The sequence below is a fragment of the Hwanghaeella sp. LZ110 genome, from assembly GCF_048892525.1.
Lineage (GTDB): Bacteria > Pseudomonadota > Alphaproteobacteria > UBA8366 > Aestuariispiraceae > Pacificispira.
In genome coordinates, this window is sequence record NZ_JBLZHT010000004.1 from 300,411 (window position 1) to 319,931 (window position 19,521).

Annotated in this window: 20 protein-coding genes; 12 read left to right on the top strand and 8 right to left on the bottom strand. The window is 55.2% G+C overall.

Annotated features, from left to right (window positions below):
• Nucleotides 1–6 precede the first annotated feature (6 nt).
• The 6 genes from ACOSDM_RS10150 to ACOSDM_RS10175 all read left to right on the top strand — a co-directional run bounded on the left by ACOSDM_RS10150 (nt 7) and on the right by ACOSDM_RS10175 (nt 7,489).
• A complete protein-coding gene (locus ACOSDM_RS10150) occupies nt 7–1,446 on the top strand; it encodes a sigma-54 interaction domain-containing protein (protein WP_420724394.1) in 1,440 nt (479 codons plus the stop codon).
• A gap of 147 nt (nt 1,447–1,593) precedes the next feature.
• On the top strand, nt 1,594–3,642 hold the full coding sequence (gene flhA, locus ACOSDM_RS10155; protein WP_420724608.1) for a flagellar biosynthesis protein FlhA: 2,049 nt from the start codon (nt 1,594–1,596) through the stop codon (nt 3,640–3,642).
• Nucleotides 3,643–3,663: 21 nt separating this feature from the next.
• Nucleotides 3,664–4,647: a GTPase gene (locus ACOSDM_RS10160; RefSeq protein WP_420724395.1), complete on the top strand. Its 984-nt coding sequence runs from the start codon at nt 3,664–3,666 to the stop codon at nt 4,645–4,647.
• Entirely contained in the window at nt 4,644–5,396 is a 753-nt protein-coding gene (locus ACOSDM_RS10165; protein ID WP_420724396.1) for a MinD/ParA family protein, read from the top strand. The genes ACOSDM_RS10160 and ACOSDM_RS10165 overlap by 4 nt, the downstream gene beginning before the upstream one ends.
• Nucleotides 5,397–5,552: 156 nt before the next feature.
• Nucleotides 5,553–7,049, top strand: coding sequence for a hypothetical protein (locus tag ACOSDM_RS10170; RefSeq protein WP_420724397.1), 1,497 nt, complete (start codon nt 5,553–5,555; stop codon nt 7,047–7,049).
• Nucleotides 7,046–7,489, top strand: coding sequence for a hypothetical protein (locus ACOSDM_RS10175; protein ID WP_420724398.1), 444 nt, complete (start codon nt 7,046–7,048; stop codon nt 7,487–7,489). Before ACOSDM_RS10170 ends, ACOSDM_RS10175 begins: the two co-directional genes overlap by 4 nt.
• On the opposite strand, the gene ACOSDM_RS10180 is transcribed toward ACOSDM_RS10175, so the two are convergent.
• From ACOSDM_RS10180 to fliI, 3 genes are all read right to left on the bottom strand, one after another.
• Entirely contained in the window at nt 7,486–7,872 is a 387-nt protein-coding gene (locus tag ACOSDM_RS10180) for a hypothetical protein (RefSeq protein WP_420724399.1), read from the bottom strand. The genes ACOSDM_RS10175 and ACOSDM_RS10180 overlap by 4 nt on opposite strands.
• A 191-nt stretch (nt 7,873–8,063) precedes the next feature.
• Entirely contained in the window at nt 8,064–8,483 is a 420-nt protein-coding gene (gene fliJ / locus ACOSDM_RS10185) for a flagellar export protein FliJ (protein ID WP_420724400.1), read from the bottom strand.
• Nucleotides 8,483–9,823, bottom strand: a complete 1,341-nt coding sequence (fliI, locus tag ACOSDM_RS10190) for a flagellar protein export ATPase FliI (protein ID WP_420724401.1) — start codon at nt 9,821–9,823, stop codon at nt 8,483–8,485. Before fliI ends, fliJ begins: the two co-directional genes overlap by 1 nt.
• Before the next feature lie 159 nt (nt 9,824–9,982).
• Between fliI and ctrA the strand changes: the two genes are divergently transcribed.
• Nucleotides 9,983–10,681 (top strand): response regulator transcription factor CtrA, encoded by a 699-nt coding sequence (gene ctrA, locus ACOSDM_RS10195; protein ID WP_420724402.1) that lies wholly within the window; start codon nt 9,983–9,985, stop codon nt 10,679–10,681.
• Nucleotides 10,682–10,700: 19 nt separating this feature from the next.
• Here the strand turns inward: ctrA and ACOSDM_RS10200 are convergent, their stop codons facing one another.
• On the bottom strand, nt 10,701–11,840 hold the full coding sequence (locus ACOSDM_RS10200) for a succinylglutamate desuccinylase/aspartoacylase family protein (RefSeq protein ID WP_420724404.1): 1,140 nt from the start codon (nt 11,838–11,840) through the stop codon (nt 10,701–10,703).
• Nucleotides 11,841–11,905: 65 nt separating this feature from the next.
• A complete protein-coding gene (locus ACOSDM_RS10205) occupies nt 11,906–12,523 on the bottom strand; it encodes a hypothetical protein (RefSeq protein WP_420724405.1) in 618 nt (205 codons plus the stop codon).
• 122 nt (nt 12,524–12,645) lie between these two features.
• Here ACOSDM_RS10205 and ACOSDM_RS10210 point away from each other — a divergent pair, with 122 nt between their 5' ends.
• Nucleotides 12,646–13,050, top strand: coding sequence for a hemerythrin domain-containing protein (locus ACOSDM_RS10210; RefSeq protein WP_420724406.1), 405 nt, complete (start codon nt 12,646–12,648; stop codon nt 13,048–13,050).
• 162 nt (nt 13,051–13,212) lie between these two features.
• Entirely contained in the window at nt 13,213–15,213 is a 2,001-nt protein-coding gene (locus ACOSDM_RS10215; protein WP_420724407.1) for a hydantoinase/oxoprolinase family protein, read from the top strand.
• A 15-nt stretch (nt 15,214–15,228) separates the two neighbouring features.
• Here the strand turns inward: ACOSDM_RS10215 and ACOSDM_RS10220 are convergent, their stop codons facing one another.
• A complete protein-coding gene (locus ACOSDM_RS10220) occupies nt 15,229–15,840 on the bottom strand; it encodes a phenylacetic acid degradation protein PaaY (protein ID WP_420724408.1) in 612 nt (203 codons plus the stop codon).
• Nucleotides 15,841–16,080: 240 nt separating this feature from the next.
• Here ACOSDM_RS10220 and ACOSDM_RS10225 point away from each other — a divergent pair, with 240 nt between their 5' ends.
• Nucleotides 16,081–17,040, top strand: coding sequence for a ribonucleotide-diphosphate reductase subunit beta (locus ACOSDM_RS10225; protein ID WP_420724409.1), 960 nt, complete (start codon nt 16,081–16,083; stop codon nt 17,038–17,040).
• A 301-nt stretch (nt 17,041–17,341) separates the two neighbouring features.
• Here the strand turns inward: ACOSDM_RS10225 and ACOSDM_RS10230 are convergent, their stop codons facing one another.
• Entirely contained in the window at nt 17,342–17,530 is a 189-nt protein-coding gene (locus ACOSDM_RS10230; protein WP_420724410.1) for a hypothetical protein, read from the bottom strand.
• Nucleotides 17,531–17,597: 67 nt separating this feature from the next.
• The gene (locus tag ACOSDM_RS10235) at nt 17,598–18,080 is read right to left on the bottom strand and encodes a hypothetical protein (protein WP_420724411.1); all 483 of its coding nucleotides are present in this window, start codon (nt 18,078–18,080) and stop codon (nt 17,598–17,600) included.
• A gap of 80 nt (nt 18,081–18,160) precedes the next feature.
• Between ACOSDM_RS10235 and ACOSDM_RS10240 the strand changes: the two genes are divergently transcribed.
• Together ACOSDM_RS10240 and ACOSDM_RS10245 are read left to right on the top strand one after the other, a co-directional pair.
• Nucleotides 18,161–19,075, top strand: a complete 915-nt coding sequence (locus tag ACOSDM_RS10240; protein ID WP_420724412.1) for an aminotransferase class IV — start codon at nt 18,161–18,163, stop codon at nt 19,073–19,075.
• Nucleotides 19,065–19,514 (top strand): GNAT family N-acetyltransferase, encoded by a 450-nt coding sequence (locus ACOSDM_RS10245; RefSeq protein ID WP_420724413.1) that lies wholly within the window; start codon nt 19,065–19,067, stop codon nt 19,512–19,514. The genes ACOSDM_RS10240 and ACOSDM_RS10245 overlap by 11 nt, the downstream gene beginning before the upstream one ends.
• Nucleotides 19,515–19,521: the final 7 nt, after the last annotated feature.

Sequence of the window (19,521 nt, forward strand, 5' to 3'; positions counted from 1 at the left end):
GAGGCCATGAAACTACTCATCATCGGAACCCTTGAAGGGCACATGACAGGCGCCAGCCAAATTGCCATCCAACGCGGCGCGAAAGTGGCGGCGGTCGATGCGATTGACCAGGGGCTGGAGCATTTACGCAATGGCAAAGGGGCTGATGTCGTCCTGATCGACGTGCGCCTGAATATAGAGCGCCTGTGTAAGGCCCTGCTGGCGGAGCGGATCAATACACCCGTCGTTGCCTGCGGCATGGACGGTACTGACGCGCAGACCGCCGCTGCTGCCATCCGCGCCGGGGCCAAGGAATACATTCCCCTGCCGCCGGATCCGGAACTGATTGCTGCGGTTCTGGAAGCCGTCGCCGAAGAAAGCACCAGCATCATTCACAGCGATCCCGCAACCAAGCGGGTGATCAAGCTGGCCGACCAGATCGCACCCTCCGACGCGTCCGTCCTGATCACCGGACAATCCGGGACCGGTAAAGAGGTTATGGCCCGCTATATCCATGCCAAATCCAGACGGGCCACAGGAACCTTCGTCGCCGTCAACTGTGCCGCCATTCCCGAAAACCTGCTGGAAAGCGAGTTGTTTGGGCACGAAAAAGGCGCTTTTTCCGGTGCCATCGCGCGCCGCGTTGGCAAGTTTGAAGAAGCCAATGGCGGCACGTTGCTGCTGGATGAAGTCAGCGAAATGGATCCGCGTCTTCAGGCCAAGCTGTTGCGCGCCTTGCAGGAGCGTGAAATCGATCGAGTCGGCGGCAGCAAGCCGGTCAAGGTTGATGTCCGAATCCTGGCAACTTCGAACCGCAATTTGCAGGAGTCTGTGAAGGCTGGGGAATTCCGGGAAGATTTGTATTACCGCCTGAACGTGGTCAATCTGGACCTGCCGTCGCTGGCGGAACGCCCGATGGATATCCCCCTGTTGGCAAGCTATTTCGTCAAAAAATACACTGAGGCGAACGGCGCGCCCGCGCGCACCCTGTCAGCAGAGGCAAGTGCGATGCTGCAAGCCTATCACTGGCCAGGCAATGTGCGGGAATTAGAAAACACCATGCATCGCGCCGTGTTGTTGGCATCCGGGGAAGAAATCGACACGGATGCGATCCTGCTGACAGAAAAGCCCAAGGCCCCTGCTACCGATCCTGCGCCCGCTATGTCGCCTGCCCCGTCTTCTCCTGCCCCAGCCCCTGCGGCCCCGATGTCACCGCTGCCTTCTGGGGCAGAGGATCAAAGCCATGCCAGCAAGGACCAAGCAGGCAAGGAACAAGCGGGAGGCGCAATGGTTGGGCGCACCGTCGCGGACGTGGAGCGGGACCTGATCATCGATACGCTGGGCCATTATCTTGGCAACCGCACCCATGCGGCCAATATCCTGGGCATTTCAATCCGGACATTGCGCAATAAGCTGAAACAATATTCCGAAGAAGGATACGCCGTCCCCGCGCCCGGCGAATCGTGACAGACGTGGTGAATGCGTGGCGGTTTCCGCCACCGGGTGTGACGTCATAAGGAGTGGCTAATAGCCATGTCGCAGACGGAAGGGACAGAAAAGACGCCCGGAACAACGGGATTTAACAGCGTCACCGGGCGCCGCATTCGTGCGGGTATGACCAGCCCGGAACTGTTCCTGCCCATCGGCATCATGGCCATTCTGGTGCTGTTGCTGATCCCCTTACCAACGTGGTTGTTGGATCTGTCCCTGACGATTTCAATTACTCTGGCCGTGGTCATCCTGATGACCGTTGTCTTTATTCAAAGCCCGCTGGAACTGACCAGTTTTCCAACAATCCTGTTGATTTCCACGATGTTGAGACTGGGGCTGAACGTCGCCTCCACGCGTTTGATCCTGTCGGAAGGGCATACCGGCACCAATGCCGCCGGTCAGGTGATCGAAGCATTTGGCGGCTTTGTCGCTGGCGGTAACTATGTCATCGGGGTAATCGTCTTCTCCATCCTGGTTTTGATCAACTTCATCGTTATCACCAAGGGTGCCGGGCGTATCGCGGAAGTCGCCGCCCGCTTCACCCTGGACGCCATGCCCGGCAAACAAATGGCGATTGATGCCGATTTATCTGCTGGCCTGGTGAATGAAGATCAGGCGCGCCAACGGCGTAAAGACCTGGAAAGCGAAAGTTCCTTCTTTGGGGCGATGGATGGTGCGTCCAAATTTGTGCGCGGCGATGCCATTGCCGGGATCCTGATCACATTTATCAATATTATCGGCGGGATCATTATTGGTGTGGTCCAGCGCGACATGTCCATGGCTGATGCTGCGGAAAATTATACGCTGCTGACCATCGGTGATGGTCTGGTCAGCCAGATCCCCGCCCTGATCGTATCCGTGGCCGCCGGTATGCTGGTCACCAAGGCGGGCGTCACCGGCGCAACCGACAAGGCCTTATTTGGTCAGTTATCCGGCTATCCCAGCGCGCTGGGGATCGCGGCGGCGCTGCTGACATTGATGGCGATGATCCCTGGTATCCCCGCCTGGCCCTTCCTGACGATGGCCGCACTGGCAGGGACCGCCGCCTTCATGGTTTCCCAAGCCAATGCGAAGAAGAAACTGGACGAAGAATCCCGCATCCTGGATGAAGAAGCCGCATCGGAAGCCGTGCCCAAGGACGAGCCGATCTCTTCAGCCCTGCAAATCGATTTGATACGGCTTGAATTGGGTTATGGCCTGCTGCCCCTGATCAATGCGTCGCAGGAACATAAACTGACGGACCAGATCAAGGCGCTGCGCCGTCAACTGGCGTCAGACCTTGGATTCGTCATGCCCGCTGTTCGCATACAGGATAACCTGCAACTGCCGGCCAACACTTATATCATCCGGGTTAAAGAGATTGAGGCTGGACGCGGTGACCTGCGCCCCGCGATGCAGCTATGTATGGATCCGCGCGGGGAGAAGATTTCCCTGCCCGGTGAAGCAACCGTGGAACCAACCTTTGGCCTGCCCGCCGTTTGGATTCAGGACAATCAGCGGGAAGAAGCGATGTTCCGCGGCTATACTGTCGTCGACAGCGCGACCGTCATCACCACGCATCTGACGGAGATCATCAAGGACCATATGTCCGAACTGTTGTCCTATGCAGAGACACAGAAGCTGTTGGACGAACTGCCGCAGGGCCAGCAGAAACTGGTATCCGACCTGATCCCCACCGCCATCAGCATGGGGGCTGTACAGCGCGTGCTGCAAAACCTGTTGACGGAACGGGTCTCCATCCGCGACCTGCCAACAATTCTGGAAGGCGTTGCAGAGGCCGTTGGCTATACCCGCAACCTGACGCAGATCACGGAACATGTGCGATCACGGCTGGCGCGCCAGATATCAGACAACAACACCAACAGCTCCGGCTTTGTCGCTCTGGTCACCCTGTCGCCCGCCTGGGAACAGAGCTTTCAGGAGAGCATCGTCGGACAGGGCGAAGAGCGCCAGTTGGCAATGGCACCATCAAAACTGCAGGACTTTATCAATCAAGTCCGAACCGTTTTTGAGCGCCAGGCCATGCAGGGCGAAACCCCTGCCCTGTTGGTCAGCCCGCCCATTCGGCCCTTTGTCCGATCCGTTATTGAACGGTTCCGTCCGGTTACGGTTGTGATCAGCCAAAACGAAATCCACCCCAAGGCCAAGATCAAGACGGTGGACCAAATTTAAGTGAAACGGTATGTGTAGTCTATGAGACTTAAGACCTTTCACGCAGAGACACTTGCTGGCGCATTGGAACTTGTGCGCCAGACATTGGGGTCCCATGCCATTATTGTGGCAACCCACGAGGATGACGCCAGTCGGGGCGCAAGGGTTACCGCGGCGATTGATCCCGACGAACAGAATTTTGACTTTTTCAGTGATGGTGCCTCAGAAGAAACCCTGGAATATCTGACCAAAGCCCTGGAACAGCACGGGGTGCCTAACCCCCTGATTGATCGGCTGATCGACGCCGCGACCGATGGTACAGACAGCAGCCCGACCGACGTTCTGGCAAACGCCCTGGCGCGGGTTTTCACCTTCGCCGCCCTGCCGCAACGCCCAGGGGATGCGCCCATCATGCTGATCGGGCCGCCTGGGGTTGGCAAAACGGTCAGTTGCGCCAAAATCGCCGCCCGCGCCGCGCTGGCAGAGGGGTTCGACATCAACCTTGTGGCGGCGGATCCCGTGCGCGTCACCGCAATCGACCAATTGCGTGCCTATGCGGAACGGCTGGATGCGACCTTTTATGAAGCACCGAACGCAGAGGCGCTGGGATCGATCCTGACACATATAAAGCGCAAGGAAATGGTCGTGATCGACACACCGGGAACCAACCCATACAATATGAAGGATCTGGCCCATCTGGTGGAATTGGCAGAGGCTGGCAAGCCCCTGACCGTGCTGGTTCTGACCGCCGGTCGCGATGCGCAGGAAGCCGCCGACCTGGCAGAAGCATTTCGCCCGGTTGGCCCCACCACTTTGTTAACAACCGGTCTGGATATGGCAAAGAAATTAGGGTCAGTTCTATCGGCCGCAGATGCCGCCGGGATAAGCCTGACCGATGTATCCATGGCGCCGGAAATCGGGGCCGGGCTAACCCCTTTGGATCCAACCATGCTGGCGCGCCTTTTGTTACCGAACGAGGCTAAGGAGAAAGTGGATGTCCGCGACAAAGGAGTGCGCGCATCATGACGGCTGAAGGGCCCACCAACAATCTGATCGCTATCGCATCCGGCAAAGGTGGGGTAGGAAAGACCTGGTTTGCCATCACCCTGGCCCATGCCCTGGCCCGCGCTGGCCGTAAGGTTCTGTTATTCGATGGCGATCTTGGCCTCGCTAATATTGATATCCAACTGGGCCTGATGCCGAAACATGACCTTGGCCAGGCCATCGCCGGCAAGGCCCGGATGAGCCAATGCGTGGAACGATTCCCGGAAGGCAATTTTGATGTTCTGGCCGGGCGCAGCGGCAGCGGCAGCCTGGCGACCCTGCCCCCGCCCCGCATTGAACGGGTCGGGCGTGAACTGACTGCGCTGGCCGGCAGTTATCAACATGTCCTGATTGATCTGGGGGCAGGCGTGGATAAGACCGTACAGATGTTGGCCGCACAGGCGTCCCGGGTGATGCTGTTGGTGAATGATGAACCAACCTCCCTGACGGATGGCTATGCCTTTATAAAGCTGGGCTGGGCCAGCCATCCAGGCATGGATATCCAGGTTGTCGTAAATGCCGCAGAAAGCGTCAATCGGGGGCGCAAGACGTATGACACGCTTGCGAAATCCTGTCAGGGCTTCCTGAAGCGCACGCCAGGTCTGGCCGGAATTGTCCGTCGGGACCCCCGCGTGCGAGAGGCCATTCGTGCTCAGCAACCGCTGATCACGCGGTCCCCGACATCAGAGGCGGCAACAGATGTAGAGGCAATCGCCCGCAATCTATACTGATTCCGCTTTTCTGTTCCTTTATGAAGGGCCAAATGGCCTGAATATTGCGTGTTGCATTCTATCAAATCTGGGGGTTTTGGGTCAGAACGGACACAACCCGGATCCTGTGATACACTTGACATCAGAAGGGCGGCCGGAGAACCGGCTGGACGAAAGATGCAGACACCGACAACGCCTCCTGCGGGATCCGTCCCTGTCAGCACGGCTGGCGCCGCCCCTGCGACGCCACTTCCGTCAGGTACGGCCACGATACCAAGCATCCCCCCGGCCTTGCTGCAAAGCTTGCAGAATGGCGGCAGCATTGCAGCACAAGTCACGGCCAGACCTGAACCGGGTCAGTTGACCCTGACAACACAATCGGGACAAACCCTGACGGTGCAAAGCAGCCTTGCCCTGCCAACGGGGACTAGTCTTGCCATGGCCTTGCAATCCCTGGGCACGCCGGCAACCTTAACCCTGCAGCCACAGTCCGGAAGCGCCACCGCCACGGCCGGCGGGCAACAACAGACTGCCACGTCCCAGGCGGGCACTACCCCCGCACAGACCGTTCCACAACCCGCCGTCGTAACCAGCCTGACACAAGGGTCCGTACTGACAGGAACTATTGTGCCATCCGCGATAAGTGGGCAATCAACGGTGCAGGCAACCGCGGCGTCCGGACAAACACCCGGCCCAGCCCCCGCACCACAAGGAGCACCCGCGCCAGTCACACCCGCCTTACCCAACGGGACCGTTGTTCAATTGCGGGTTCTGGGCATTGCCCCCCAGGGACAGGCACTGACGGGTACCGCAACAACGACAAGCTTCACCGGCACTGTTACCGGACAATCCAGCGGCGGCACCACCCTGGTTCAAAGCCCCGCTGGTACAGTTTCCATATCGCTGCCCAATTCTCCCCCCGCTGGAACACAGTTGATGCTGGATATGGTGGGCGCACCCAGACTGCCTGCCCCCGGACTTGCCAGCATCGACCAGGGCGGAATGCGGTTTCAGGCCCTACAGGATGCCATCACTTTGTTGCGCAGCACCGATCCCACCGCCGCCCAACGCCTGACGCAATCCCTGATACCACAGCCCAACGGACAATTAGGCCTGGCGGTTGCCTTTCTGGCGGGCACTTTGCGACAGGGCGGGGCGGATAAATGGCTGGGCAGTGATATCGCCCGCAGCCTGAAAGCCGCTGACAGCGGTAAGTCCGGCACGCTGTCCCGGTTGGATCGTGATATGGCGCAAAGCCAGGGCCGCGCCAGCGATTCCGCAGGACAGGATTGGCGCGTCAGCACATTACCCTTCATGAGCAATGGTCAGGTTGAACAGATCCGCCTGTATATCCGCGACAGACCCGACAAAGACAGTGATGAGGGCAATACGGGAGACGGCAAGCAACCTAAACGATTTGTGATTGAAGCCGATTTCAGCCGCCTGGGACCCATTCAATTGGATGGTCTGGCGCGGGAAGGTCAGGTAGACCTGATGGTGCGCACCCAACGCCCCCTGCCCCCGGAAGGGCGAGAGGATATTCGTGATCTATTCGCGGATACTATAACCGCATTAGGACTGACAGGGCGGGTGGATTTCATGGTGACGCCCAAATTTGATTTGGTTCCAGATCGTGATAGTCATGGAACAGGCGCAGGAGGGCTGACCGTATGACAGAAACCGGAAAAGATGTTTCCCAGACCGCCGCAGATGCCCTGGCCCAGGATGCCGCAATTGTAAAGGCGCGGCTGGAACGCCAGGCGCGTATAGAAACGACCCGCAATCCCCTGCCCCGGGTCGACTATCTATGTAAAGTTGTCGGCAAGAGCAGCGACGATGCCGCTACGGTGTGCTTACGGTATGTACCGGATAAGCTCCTGATTCAGGAAGATGCGTTTGGCATTTATCTAGCGGCCTTGCCAGAGACGGAAACGCTGGAATCCCTGGCGGCAATGGTCTTGGACGATCTGAACAACGAATTGGTGCCGCGATTCCTGCAAATCTGCGTCACGGCCTCGCGGGATGGGCTGGATGCCGGCCATGCGGTTTTAATAGAAGACCGGCGCCCGCGCTGGGACAATCCGGCCTTGTTGTCCCGCCTTCCAGGATTTTAGATCAGGTCCGTCAAATGACGACTGGTTTGTAGAACCAATCGGTCAAAGTCGTTAAATGTACTGATCCGAACGCCCAGTTTCTTGGCAATCATAACCGAAACATCCACCAACGGTGCAACACGAGCTTCATTCCCGACAAAGATCGCAACAAATACTTTCTCGAACGGTTTCAGCGCCTCTCCCACACGGTGCCCAAAGGCATGCGCTTCTTCCGTAGTACCAACAATTTCGGCTGTGCTGTGATCAATATGAACAACAGAAACAGGCGCTGCTCTTAATATTTCAACAACGGACGATAGAATCTCATTCTGCTCGTCAAAACCTAATCGTCCCGACGTCTGTATTTCAAGCGTGGGCCAAGTTGATGACATAGTGTGGGGCATTGACTATCCTTAACAAATCCAGCCCCCAAACGCGCGCACCATATCTGGGTAGACAAGAAAGTCCAGATTGAAAGTGATGGTTTAAAAAAAACACAACAAAGTATCGTTCTATAAAAATTTACCGAACAATTATGCGTAAAATATAAAATATGACGTTCTAATGTATCCTTCAGGGGTAAGGTGAGCCGTTCCTATTGCGAGCGTCGAAACGCATTCAATCCCAATTCATCCATGACCAGACCTTCCTTGCGCTTACCCTCTGCGTCTGCAGCATCCTTACGGTTCTGTTTCGCGATCTCATACTTCTTCTGATTGGCGAACGCCTCCGCCAGTGCATCGCGGGCTGCTTCGACTTTTGGCTTGATGGCATCCAGCTGCACATTCAGCTTTTGCCGTTTCCGTTTCACATGATCAATAAAAACGCCATATTGCCGCGCAAGATCAGGATCTTTCGCTGCCAAACCGGTTTCATGTTCCACCTGGACTGCGAGTTCGTTCAACTTCTCCCGGACAGCGTCTTCCTCTGCCAGAACCTTTTGCAGGGCCAGCCGCGCGGTATCGATCTCCGCATCGGCCAAGCGTATCAGGGTGTCCAGTGTATCCCGCGCCATCAGCCTGCAGCCTCATAGGGTTCATTCAGTACCTCGGCCAGGTCGATATAGCCTTGCTCCAAGGACGTCAGTTCGTTCTTTCCCTGACCGATGAATCCTTCCAGCGGCTGATTATACGCAATGGCCTCATCAACCAACTGATCCGACCCTTTGCGATAGGCGCCCAGCCGGATCAATTCTGCCATATCGTCATAGGATGCCAGCAATTGCCGTGCCCTGTTGACCAGCTTTGTCTGCTCTTGCGTGTTACAGTCGGGCATCGTTCGCGAGACCGAGCGCAGAACATTGACTGCGGGAAAGCGATTGCGATGGGCGATGGTGCGGTCCAGAACGATATGACCATCCAGAATGCCGCGCACGGCGTCTGAAATCGGTTCGTTGTGGTCATCCCCCTCAACCAAAACCGTAAAAAGGCCGGTAATCGTTCCGATATCTGGTCCGGGACCAGCCCGTTCCAAGAGGCGTGGCAATTCGGAAAAGACTGTTGGAGTATAGCCCTTGGTTGCAGGTGGCTCCCCAGCCGACAGCCCAATTTCACGCTGCGCCATCGCAAAGCGGGTGACACTGTCCATCAGACACAGGACGTCCTTTCCCTGATCGCGGAAATATTCCGCCACCGTCAATGTCACATGCGCCGCCTCACGCCGCATAAGGGCCGACTCATCAGAGGTCGCGACCACAACAACGCTACGGGCCAGCCCCTCTTCACCCAATTCATCCTGAATGAATTCCTGAACCTCACGTCCCCGTTCCCCAATCAGGCCGATGACAATGACTTCAGCCTCGGAAAAGCGCGCCATCATCGCCATCAATACAGATTTCCCGACGCCGGACCCGGCAAAAATGCCCATCCGTTGACCGCGACAACAGGTGGTGAAGGTATTTAAACACCGCACGCCCAGATCGATTTTGCCCCCAAGCCGCCGCCTGGTATGAGCCGCAGGGGGAGCGCTTCGGATAGGATAGGGCGTTTCCCCCATTTCCAATGGATCTTTGCCATCAACGGGTTCTGCGAAGGCATTGATAACACGCCCCAACCAATCCTCCGTGGGGTGCAATACCGGTTCAGAATTCAGCACCTCCGCCCGCGCGCCCAACGCAACCCCTTCCAAGGCCCCATAGGGCATCGCCAGCGCACGGTGGTCCCTGAATCCAATGACTTCGCAGATGATCTGTTTGTTGCGCCGGGCGGACAGGACACATCGATCCCCGATTGAAAGATGCCCTTCGACGCCTTCAATCTCTACCAACATCCCTTGAACAGCCGCGACCCGCCCAAAAATTCGACGATCGGGGATCCGGGACAGGTCCGTAATCAGATGGTCCAACAAAGTCGACACGCTATTCCTTTCATGACTGCATAGTGGAAATCTATGGCAGATTCCGGTGTTTCAACAGCCCCTTTGCACAACTGTCACAGCAATGGCTATTTTTATTGGTGTGGCATCGTGATACCTTACAGCCCTATATCAAACGCAGGCGAAATACTGGATATCGACATGCGCATACTACTTGTGGAGGATGATCGGCCAACAGCACAAAGCATTGAACTGATGCTGAAATCTGAAGGCTATATCGTTGATCATTCAGAACTGGGTGAAGATGGTCTGGAAATCGGGAAATTGTATGACTATGACATGATTATCCTGGACATCATGTTACCCGATATTGATGGATACGAAGTTCTGCGTCGTCTTCGCGATTCCCGTATCGACACACCGGTCCTTATCCTGTCCGGGCTCGGAAAAATGGAAAACAAAATCAAGGGCTTGGGCTATGGCGCCGATGATTATCTGACGAAACCGTTTGATAAGCGCGAACTGATGGCGCGCATTCAGGCCATCGTGCGCCGGTCCCATGGTCATTCCCAGCCTGTCATCACGATGGGCGATTTAAAGATCAACCTGGAATCCCGCACGATAGAGATTGAAGGACGCCCCATTCATCTGACCGGAAAAGAATTCGCGATCATGGAGCTTCTGGCGCTGCGCAAAGGGGCAACTTTGACTAAGGAAATGTTCCTGAACCACCTGTATGGGGGCATGGACGAACCGGAAGCAAAGATCATCGACGTCTTTGTGTGCAAACTGCGCAAAAAGATATCAAATGCCGCAAATGGTCAGAACTTTATCGAAACCGTATGGGGCCGCGGATATGTTCTTCGAGACCCGAATGAGATGGCCAAAAAAGCAAAATAACGCTGCACGGCGGCGGTATTCAGGCTTCCAGCAGAGCGCCTTTCTTTCGATGCTCCAGGAGCTTGCGGCCAGCGACTTTGGCGACCCCCTCGCCCGCTGAAATCAACCGCAAATCAATCCGGGCAAAAAACAGTCCCGCTGTTCTGGACACCAATTGTGTGCGCGCGGTCAGGGGGTCTGATGCGGTGATATCAATCACCTCTGCAATCAACTGACCTTCTTGGACATATTCTCCAATTTCCGCCTTATAGGCGATTAAACCACCGGTTTCGGCATAAATCACGTCCACTTCATCCAGACGATACGGCTCGGGCCCTTCCAGGTTCGATGTATCCCCCTGAATGACCCTTTCAGCGATCATGAACTGCATCAAGCCGGCCGCATCCTTTTGGCCAAAGACATCATTGACATCGTCTTTGCCGCGCAGTTCCAGCGTGCAGCCATAACAGGCCATCGGCAGGCTTTCGGCCTGATCTACCAGTCCGGTCATGCGCCGCCAAACACCCGCATTACAGTCATCAAAGCTGAAGCCACCGGCTTCCTCCTCCAGCAGGACAACCGGAATATCCCCGGCGGCAGCCATACGTTTCGCAATATCAGCATGGGAAATATGACAATACAGATGCGCCTGGCTTTCCTGGTCGCAATGCACATCGATTACATAATCCGCATCGATACTCAGCCCCAATAGCTGCGCGCGCCAATGATCAATTTCCGTCCGGGTCGACAGGTCCGCCACGGCCTGTAACAGGGCCGCACGCAATGTGGCGGTATCCTGGCCTGTATTGCCGGTAAACCCTTGGGGAATATGCGCGGCGGCAGCGGCGGATAAATCAGGCCAATTGCGGTTGAAATTACCCGCCCCATCAAAGGAATAGCGCCCTGGCATTGCGCCACCCAGCCGTTGATCCAACCCAATTGGATTGGCATAGGGCAACAAAATGATCTCCCCCACTATGCGGCCGGCTTTGTCAGCGTGATCCAACATTGGAATCAGATGATTCAGCGCCATCAGGCCCGGCCATTCATCCGCATGCAGCGCGGCCTGCAAATACACTTTTGGCCTGGCCCCGATCGTGCCGAAGCGGTGAATTGTCAGGAATCTCTCGGTTCCAGGCGCAGGGGATTTCAAGGCGATTTTTTCAACGGTATGGCTCATGACCGACGCTTTCTTGGATAGGGATTAGGGTGACCCTAAAGTGCGGCGCAATGCCGGGCAAGCACCTATCCGCGAAACGTCGGAAAGTCCGAATACCAGTCGCCATGATCACCGGAATGGTTATCCATACCCGGTTTGGTCAGACAGCCTTTCGGACTGATATAGCTATCGATCCGCCCTTCTGGCTGTTCCCGCCAATTCAGGTTCAGCGCCGCGCGCTTTGGAAAAAAGTATTGCGTATGATACGGCATATGGTCGTGAATATACCACGCCAAGGCCCGCCAGTCCGCGCCATCGTGATACCGTTTTGCAAACCACGGAACCACGATACAGGCCGTGGCCCCCAGACGCCCCTGTGCGTCCCGCTTATCCCAGATATGATGCGCATAGTTTGCTTCGTTCCGGGCACAGTTCAAATTGTTCTCATTGCCATATTTGTTCACTGTGGGGGATCGATAGCTTGATCGGATGGCGATCCGCCCGAAGGTTTCCTGCAACGGTTCCAGCAGTGTCTCACACAGCATTTTCCCAGCCGCAATCGCGACATCGGGCTCTTCCGGTGCATTGGATAACCCATGCATCGCCGCGATCTCACTGAACAGGAAATCACGCATAAAAAAGTTTTCGCTTAGTTGAACGCGCCCCAAGGCCTCAAGCGAGGCGACACTAGCGGGTTGCTTCATCTCATTCTTCCTATCCTACAACAATACCGTGAAATAGTAGTTTAAGTATCCCAAGAATGGTGAAACCGTAACGATCTATAAAGATAAAAAACAGTGTCCTGGATGAAAGATAGGGGGATGAAATGAAGAATCTTCAGTTCTTCGTGCCCAGATCAGGCAAGATAAATGTCGATAAGATTGATCACGATCATGACACAATTGTCGCTGCATTGGATGATGTTCGCAAGAACATCGATAATCCAGAATATAGAACAGTCAAAAAGGCACGGGAAGTAGGAAATCTGTTATTGGCCCATTTCAAAGATGAAGAGCGCCTGATGTCAGACTATAATTATCCATATCTGCATCAGCATATGGTCCATCATGATCAATCACTGGGAACCGTATATCGCATACTTGGAGAATGTGAATTGCGCGATCAGATCGGCATTGAGGAATTGCGAGACCTTTTCCGGATTCTGATCGACGATATTTTCTCCGCCGATATGGCGTTCAGCAATTATGTCCTGGACAGAAAGCGCAGCTGAGAGGCGGTTTTCAGGGTGCTGAAGTCCGCACTCTACCACGACACCATTCGCGATGTCGCAATCCGGGCTTTTTTAGGTAAAACCAAGATTGACGCTTTTCCGGTCCAATGCGAATAGGCTAACCATCCAGTGTATTCTTTTACCAAAGATGGGTTCTAAGCGATGGCGGTTCTGTTGGGCATTGATACTGGGGGAACCTATACCGATGCCGTGTTATTTGATGACGAAACACGCCAGGTCCTGTCATCGGCAAAATCCCTGACCACCAAGCATGATCTGTCGCTGTGCGTCAGCGATGCCACCGCTCAGGCCTTAGCAGGCCTTCCGGATTTTGACCCATCCACTATCGGCCTTGTTTCCCTGTCGACCACGCTGGCGACCAATGCAATTGTTGAACAACATGGCTTCCCTGTCGGCCTGATATTGATTGGACAGGACGATAAGGCCCTGGATCGTGCCGGACTGCGCCAGGCAATGGGATCTGATCCAGTGCTGTTCCTCGCAGGCGGACATAACCCGGATGGCCGAGAGCGCGAGCCGTTGAACCTGGATGCAGCGCGCCCGCAGATTAAGGCCTTGGCGCAAAAGGTCTCCGCCGTGGCGATCTGCGGCTATTTCGGCACCCGAAACCCCAGTCATGAAGCCACCATTCGCGATCTGGTCCGTACGGAGACCGCCCTGCCTGTTACCTGCGCCCATGAACTGGCCAATGCGCTGGATGCGCCCCGCCGCGCCTTAACCGCCCTGTTGAATGCCCGTCTGGTGCCGTTGATCCAGCAATTGATCCTGGCGGTCGGGGGGATGCTGGACACACATGGCATCACCGCACCTTTGATGGTGGTGAAGGGCGATGGCTCCCTAATCTCCGCTGATACCGCCCTGACCCGGCCTGTTGAGACAATCCTCAGCGGTCCTGCAGCCAGTGTTGTTGGCGCGAACTTCCTGAGCCAACGAGAAGATTGCGTGATTTCAGATATCGGCGGCACTACCACCGATATCGCAGTTTTAAAGAACGGAAAACCCGTATTGGCCGCGGATGGGGCCTATGTCGGTGGCTATCGCACGATGGTAGAGGCGATTGCCGTTCACACAGTCGGGCTGGGTGGTGACAGCGAAATCGGCCTGGATGAGGAAAAATGCCTGAAGGTCGGTCCCCGTCGCCGCGTGCCCATCAGCCTGCTGGCCCGTGACCACGCAACCGTTATACCGACCCTGCAAACCCAGATGGACCGTGTGTGGCCGAAGCCCAATGATGGGATATTCGCCCTGAAACTGCGGGACATGAAAAGTGGTACGCTGAGCAAGGGCGAGCAGCGGATTTGGGACATGCTGCAGGAGGGTCCGAAATCCATGGAACAATTGCTGGCGGGTCGCGCACCGGAACAACCGTTGCTGCGGCTGGTGGATCGGGGTCTGGTCATCCTGTCAGGCTTTACCCCGTCCGATGCATCCCATGTTCTGGGCCTGCAAAGCAATTGGAATACAGCGGCTGCAGAATTATGCGCTAAACTGACCGCGCGGACCGAACGCAGGCCAGGCATGCCCCTTGCCGAAGATGCACGCGCACTGGCCCTGGCCGTGATCGATCAACTGACAGTGCAATCCTGTGCGGCTGTGGTTGAAGCCGTGATGACGGACATGCCACTGCGCAGTGCGACCCCGTTCTTCAAAGCCGCCTTCAGCAGCAATACCACCAAGGAAAAGTCAGAAAATCTGGTGGAATTTGATATCACGTTGAAATCCCCCTTGATTGGCATCGGGGCACCGGCGGAAACCTATTATCCCGAAATCGCCCATCGCTTGCGGACAGAATTTGACGTGCCGCGCTATGCCGATGTCTGCAATGCGGTCGGTGCTGTTGCCGGGGGCGTCAGTCAACGGGTGCAAATCCTAATCACCTCCCCCGCGGAAGGGCTGTTCCGGGTTCATGGACCAGCTGGGATTGAAGATTTCAACAATCTGGAAAATGCTGCCAGCACTGCACTGACACTGGCCCAAACAGAAGCCCGCAGCCGCGCCGATGAAGCCGGAGCCCTGGAGGTGAAGGTCGAAACCAGTCGGGATGACCGAATTGCAACCGTCGCTGGATCCTTTGCGGTCTTTATCGAAAGCACAATTTCCGCCACCGCCTTTGGTCGCCCCCGGATTTCCACCTCTGCATAAGTGTTTAATCTCTGATCACTTCCGTTTCGTCTGAAACAGCGGGATGGACTCTCCGGCGCTGAGCTTTGGGCGGTTTTGTTCCACTTCAGCCAAGGGATCGCACAATGTCAGAGTCGCGTGACAACGCTCAGATAGGCGTTGATAATCCTTGGTGCCTTCTTCTTTCCAGGCGATTTCCTTTTCAGACAGGGCGCGCAGAATCTTCGCAGGCGTGCCCGCCGCCAGCATACCGTCTGGCACCTCAAACCCGGCCTTAACGAAAGCCATGGCGGCAACCATGGCGCTGTCGCCAATAATTGCGCCATCCATCACCACGGAATTCATCCCTACCAGCGCATTCCGCTTCACGCGGCAGCCATGCAGGATTGCGCCATGGCCAATATGACCATCCACCTCGATCACGCAATCCATACCGGGAAAGGCATGCATGATACAGTTATCCTGCAGATTAGACCCTTCCTCCATCACAACACGACCGAAATCTCCCCGCATGACCGCACCAGGTCCAACATAGCATCGCGGCCCGACAATCGCGTCCCCGATCAGAACAGCGGTTGGATGCACATAGGCGGTAGGATCAATGACCGGGCGGACGCCCTCCAAAGAATAAGTCCTAGGCTTCTCCATCTTTTCTCACTCCCGACAAATGTTGCTGTTTTCTTGAAGGAGAGTTCCCGATGCCACGAGAGAAGACAAGTCCAAGACGCTTTGCAGCACCACTGAATCCATTGTCACGATTTTTTCGGTGGACAAGTCTGGGGAAAAGCTGGGGATAAACCACAATATATAGATTATCCTCTTGCCATCCACACCATATATACTATCCTTGGGAGAGAATAAACCTCCAGCATTATATAAAGGCCGACCATGACCCTTCTCAATGCAAGCCCCGTTTACAAACCCTTCAATTATCCATGGGCTTACGAGGCATGGTTGACGCAACAGCGTATTCACTGGCTGCCGGAAGAAGTGCCCCTGGCTGATGATGTGAAGGATTGGCATCGCACCTTGAGCGAGGGGGAGCGCAATCTTCTGACCCAGATTTTCCGCTTCTTCACGCAGGCGGATGTTGAAGTTAACAATTGCTACATGAAGCATTATTCCCAGGTATTCCAGCCCACCGAAATCCAGATGATGCTGTCGGCATTTTCTAACATCGAAACCGTGCATGTTGCCGCCTACAGCCATTTGCTGGACACGATCGGCATGCCGGAGGTCGAATACACTGCCTTCCTTAAATACAAGGAAATGAAGGATAAATACGACTATATGCAGGTCTGGGGCGTCAGCACCAAGGAAGACATTGCAAAGACACTGGCGGTGTTCGGGGCCTTCACAGAGGGGCTGCAACTATTCGCCAGTTTCGCAATGCTGATGAATTTCCCGCGCCACAACAAAATGAAAGGCATGGGCCAGATTGTCAGTTGGTCCGTGCGCGATGAGTCGCTGCATACCGCGTCGATCATCAAACTGTTTAAAACATTCGTGTCGGAAAATCCGGAAGTCTGGAACGAACAACTTCAGAAAGACCTGTACACGGCCTGCGACACCATTGTCAGCCACGAAGATTCCTTCATCGATCTGGCCTTTGAAATGGGCGCGGTTGAGGGATTGAGCGGGTCGGAAGTGAAGGAATATATCCGCTATATCGCCGACCGTCGCTTAACCCAACTGGGCCTGCAGCCAATGTATAATTCAGCAAAAAACCCGCTGCGCTGGATGGATGAAATGCTCAATGGCGTCGAACACGCAAACTTCTTCGAAAACCGGGCGACCGAATATTCAAAAGCCTCCACCCAAGGCACCTGGGAAGACGCGTTCGCATAAGAAAATTTAGCTAGTGAATTGATTTATAATAAAGAAGTGCTGCCGCGACCAGCATAACAATTCCGACAATCCCACAAAATGTGGACCATTTTCCTGAAGTTAAAACCTGCTCTGTCAGGTTATCTCTCAACGCGCGCCGGATGGCGTCAGGTTCCGATTGAGCGTCTTTGATTTTCCGTGACCGATCTAATTTGCCCAATAGGTCTGTGACAAAGGGAACGGCCAACAGAATTGACCCGATTATGCTCAGAGCCGAAGAGAATATCGCTAGATCATCCGAAGAATAATCCACTGTGACGTATTATCCCGCAATAAGACGTTGCGCTGCGGATACACCCAGGCGGTCCTTCAAACGAGCGTCAACATCGCTAGAGTCTAGACAATCACTGAGGTCAACGCGCACGATAGGCAGCGGATCATTCTTTCGAGCCGCAACGGCGTCATCATCAATTTTATCGATGACTTTCAAAGATTTTTCAAACGACAGCACGACTGATACTCCTTCTCATTCACACACTATATAATAATTCCGCGAAAAATTCCAAACCAATGGTTGGTTAAAAAACAAGCACCCATCCTGACCGGTTAAGATATCGCCGTAACCGATCCAGTGCTATGACCCGTGATGCAGCGCTAAGTCCCCAAAAAACCTGATAGCTCACCAGCGCTTGCGCCTCATTGCCAGCAGCGCGAGAGGGATCTAGCTCAACCGGGCCAAATGACAGCAGAACCATCTTTACCGTGTCTTGGTCACTGGCATCTTCCAAACAGGTAAAATACGCTTCGACATCGCCAACGGAAGCCCTATACAACTCCGCCCGGTGCGGCTTTCCGGTCAAATCTGCAAACCGAACGGATGAGCACTTCCATTCGTAGCGCCGATTGAGGGAAATCTCTGCCAATTTTTTCAACGCATCAAAAAGTGCGGCGGCATCGACACCGTCGATATGAGGCGGATCAATCGGAGACAAGGCGTTTGCAACCTCCTCCACAAGGTTTACCGTCCCTGTTAGATCTGTAAAATGCAGGTACTTCAGCACGCGACAGTTCCCCAAATGCCCGATTTCACGACGAAAAGAATGACGTCACCCTCACAATTATTCAACCATAAGATATCAATATGACCGAGAAACAGATTCTTAATCCTGCGGACGGCATTGCCTGGATGGAGGGGGATTTTATTCCCCTCAGCGAGGCCAAAATCGGTGTGGGGGATTGGGGGCTGGTCCGGTCGGATGCCACCTATGATGTGGTTTCCGTCTGGGATGGGGCGTTCTTTCGGTTGGAAGATCACCTGGACCGCTTTGCCGCCTCCATGAAGGCTTTGCGTATGTCCGTGCCACAATCACGCGATGACATGCGCCAGATCCTGATTGATTGTGTTCGGCGATCCGGACTGCGGACGTCCTATGTTGCGATGGTCTGCCTGCGCGGAACGCCCGTGCGCCCGACCCGCCTGCCCAGCGCATGCGAAAACAAATTTATTGCCTATGCCAGGCCGTGGGTCTGGGTTTTCCCGGAACCTGTTATTCAGCGCGGCGCCCATCTAATCATCCCTAAATCCATTCGCATTCCGCCGGAATCCGTTGACCCGACGGTGAAGAATTATCACTGGGGCGACATGACCTATGGCCTGTTTGAGGCTGAAGATGCGGGTGCGGACAATGCCCTGCTGGCCGATGCGGATGGCTATATCTGCGAAGGGCCTGGCTTCAATGTCTTTGCGATCCTCAATGACACCGTCGTTACGCCCAATCGCGGCGCGTTGGAGGGAATAACCCGCAGGACGGTTTTGGAACTGTGCGAGGCGCTTAATCTTCCCAGTGAAATCAGGCCCATCTCCATCGAAGAATTCAAGCAAGCCGACGAAGCTTTTGCCTGCACAACGGCCGGTGGGATTATGCCCATCCGTCGGCTGGACGACCGGATTTATGGCAATGACGCACCTGGCCCTGTGACGTTAAAGATCAAAAGCCTGTTCTGGGACTGGCATGCCCGCCCGGACCTGCGCCTGGAGGTGACTTATGACGATTGAAGTATCCCCGGTTCAACAGTCCGATTGGACAGACTGGAATGCCCTATGGGCAGGCTATTGTGCCTTCTATAAAGCGCCCGTTTCGGATTCTCAGACCGCATTGACGTGGCGGCGTATCCTGGATCCCGATCATACGATTAACAGTTTTATCGCCCGCCAGGCCGATGGCACGGCGCTTGGCATTGTGACGTATCTGAGGCATCCCAGCACCTGGATTGATGTCGGGGATTGTTATCTGGAAGACTTGTTTGTTCTGGACACTGCACGGGGAAAAGGTGTCGGGCGTGCCTTGATCATGGCTGTAAAAGAGGCTGCGAAATCAGCCGGATGCGAGCGTCTTTACTGGAACACCAATATTGGCAACACAACTGCCCGCGCGCTGTATGATAAACTGACGGGCGGCGAAGACGGCCATGTACGCTATCGCATGGCGCTGTAACAGCGGG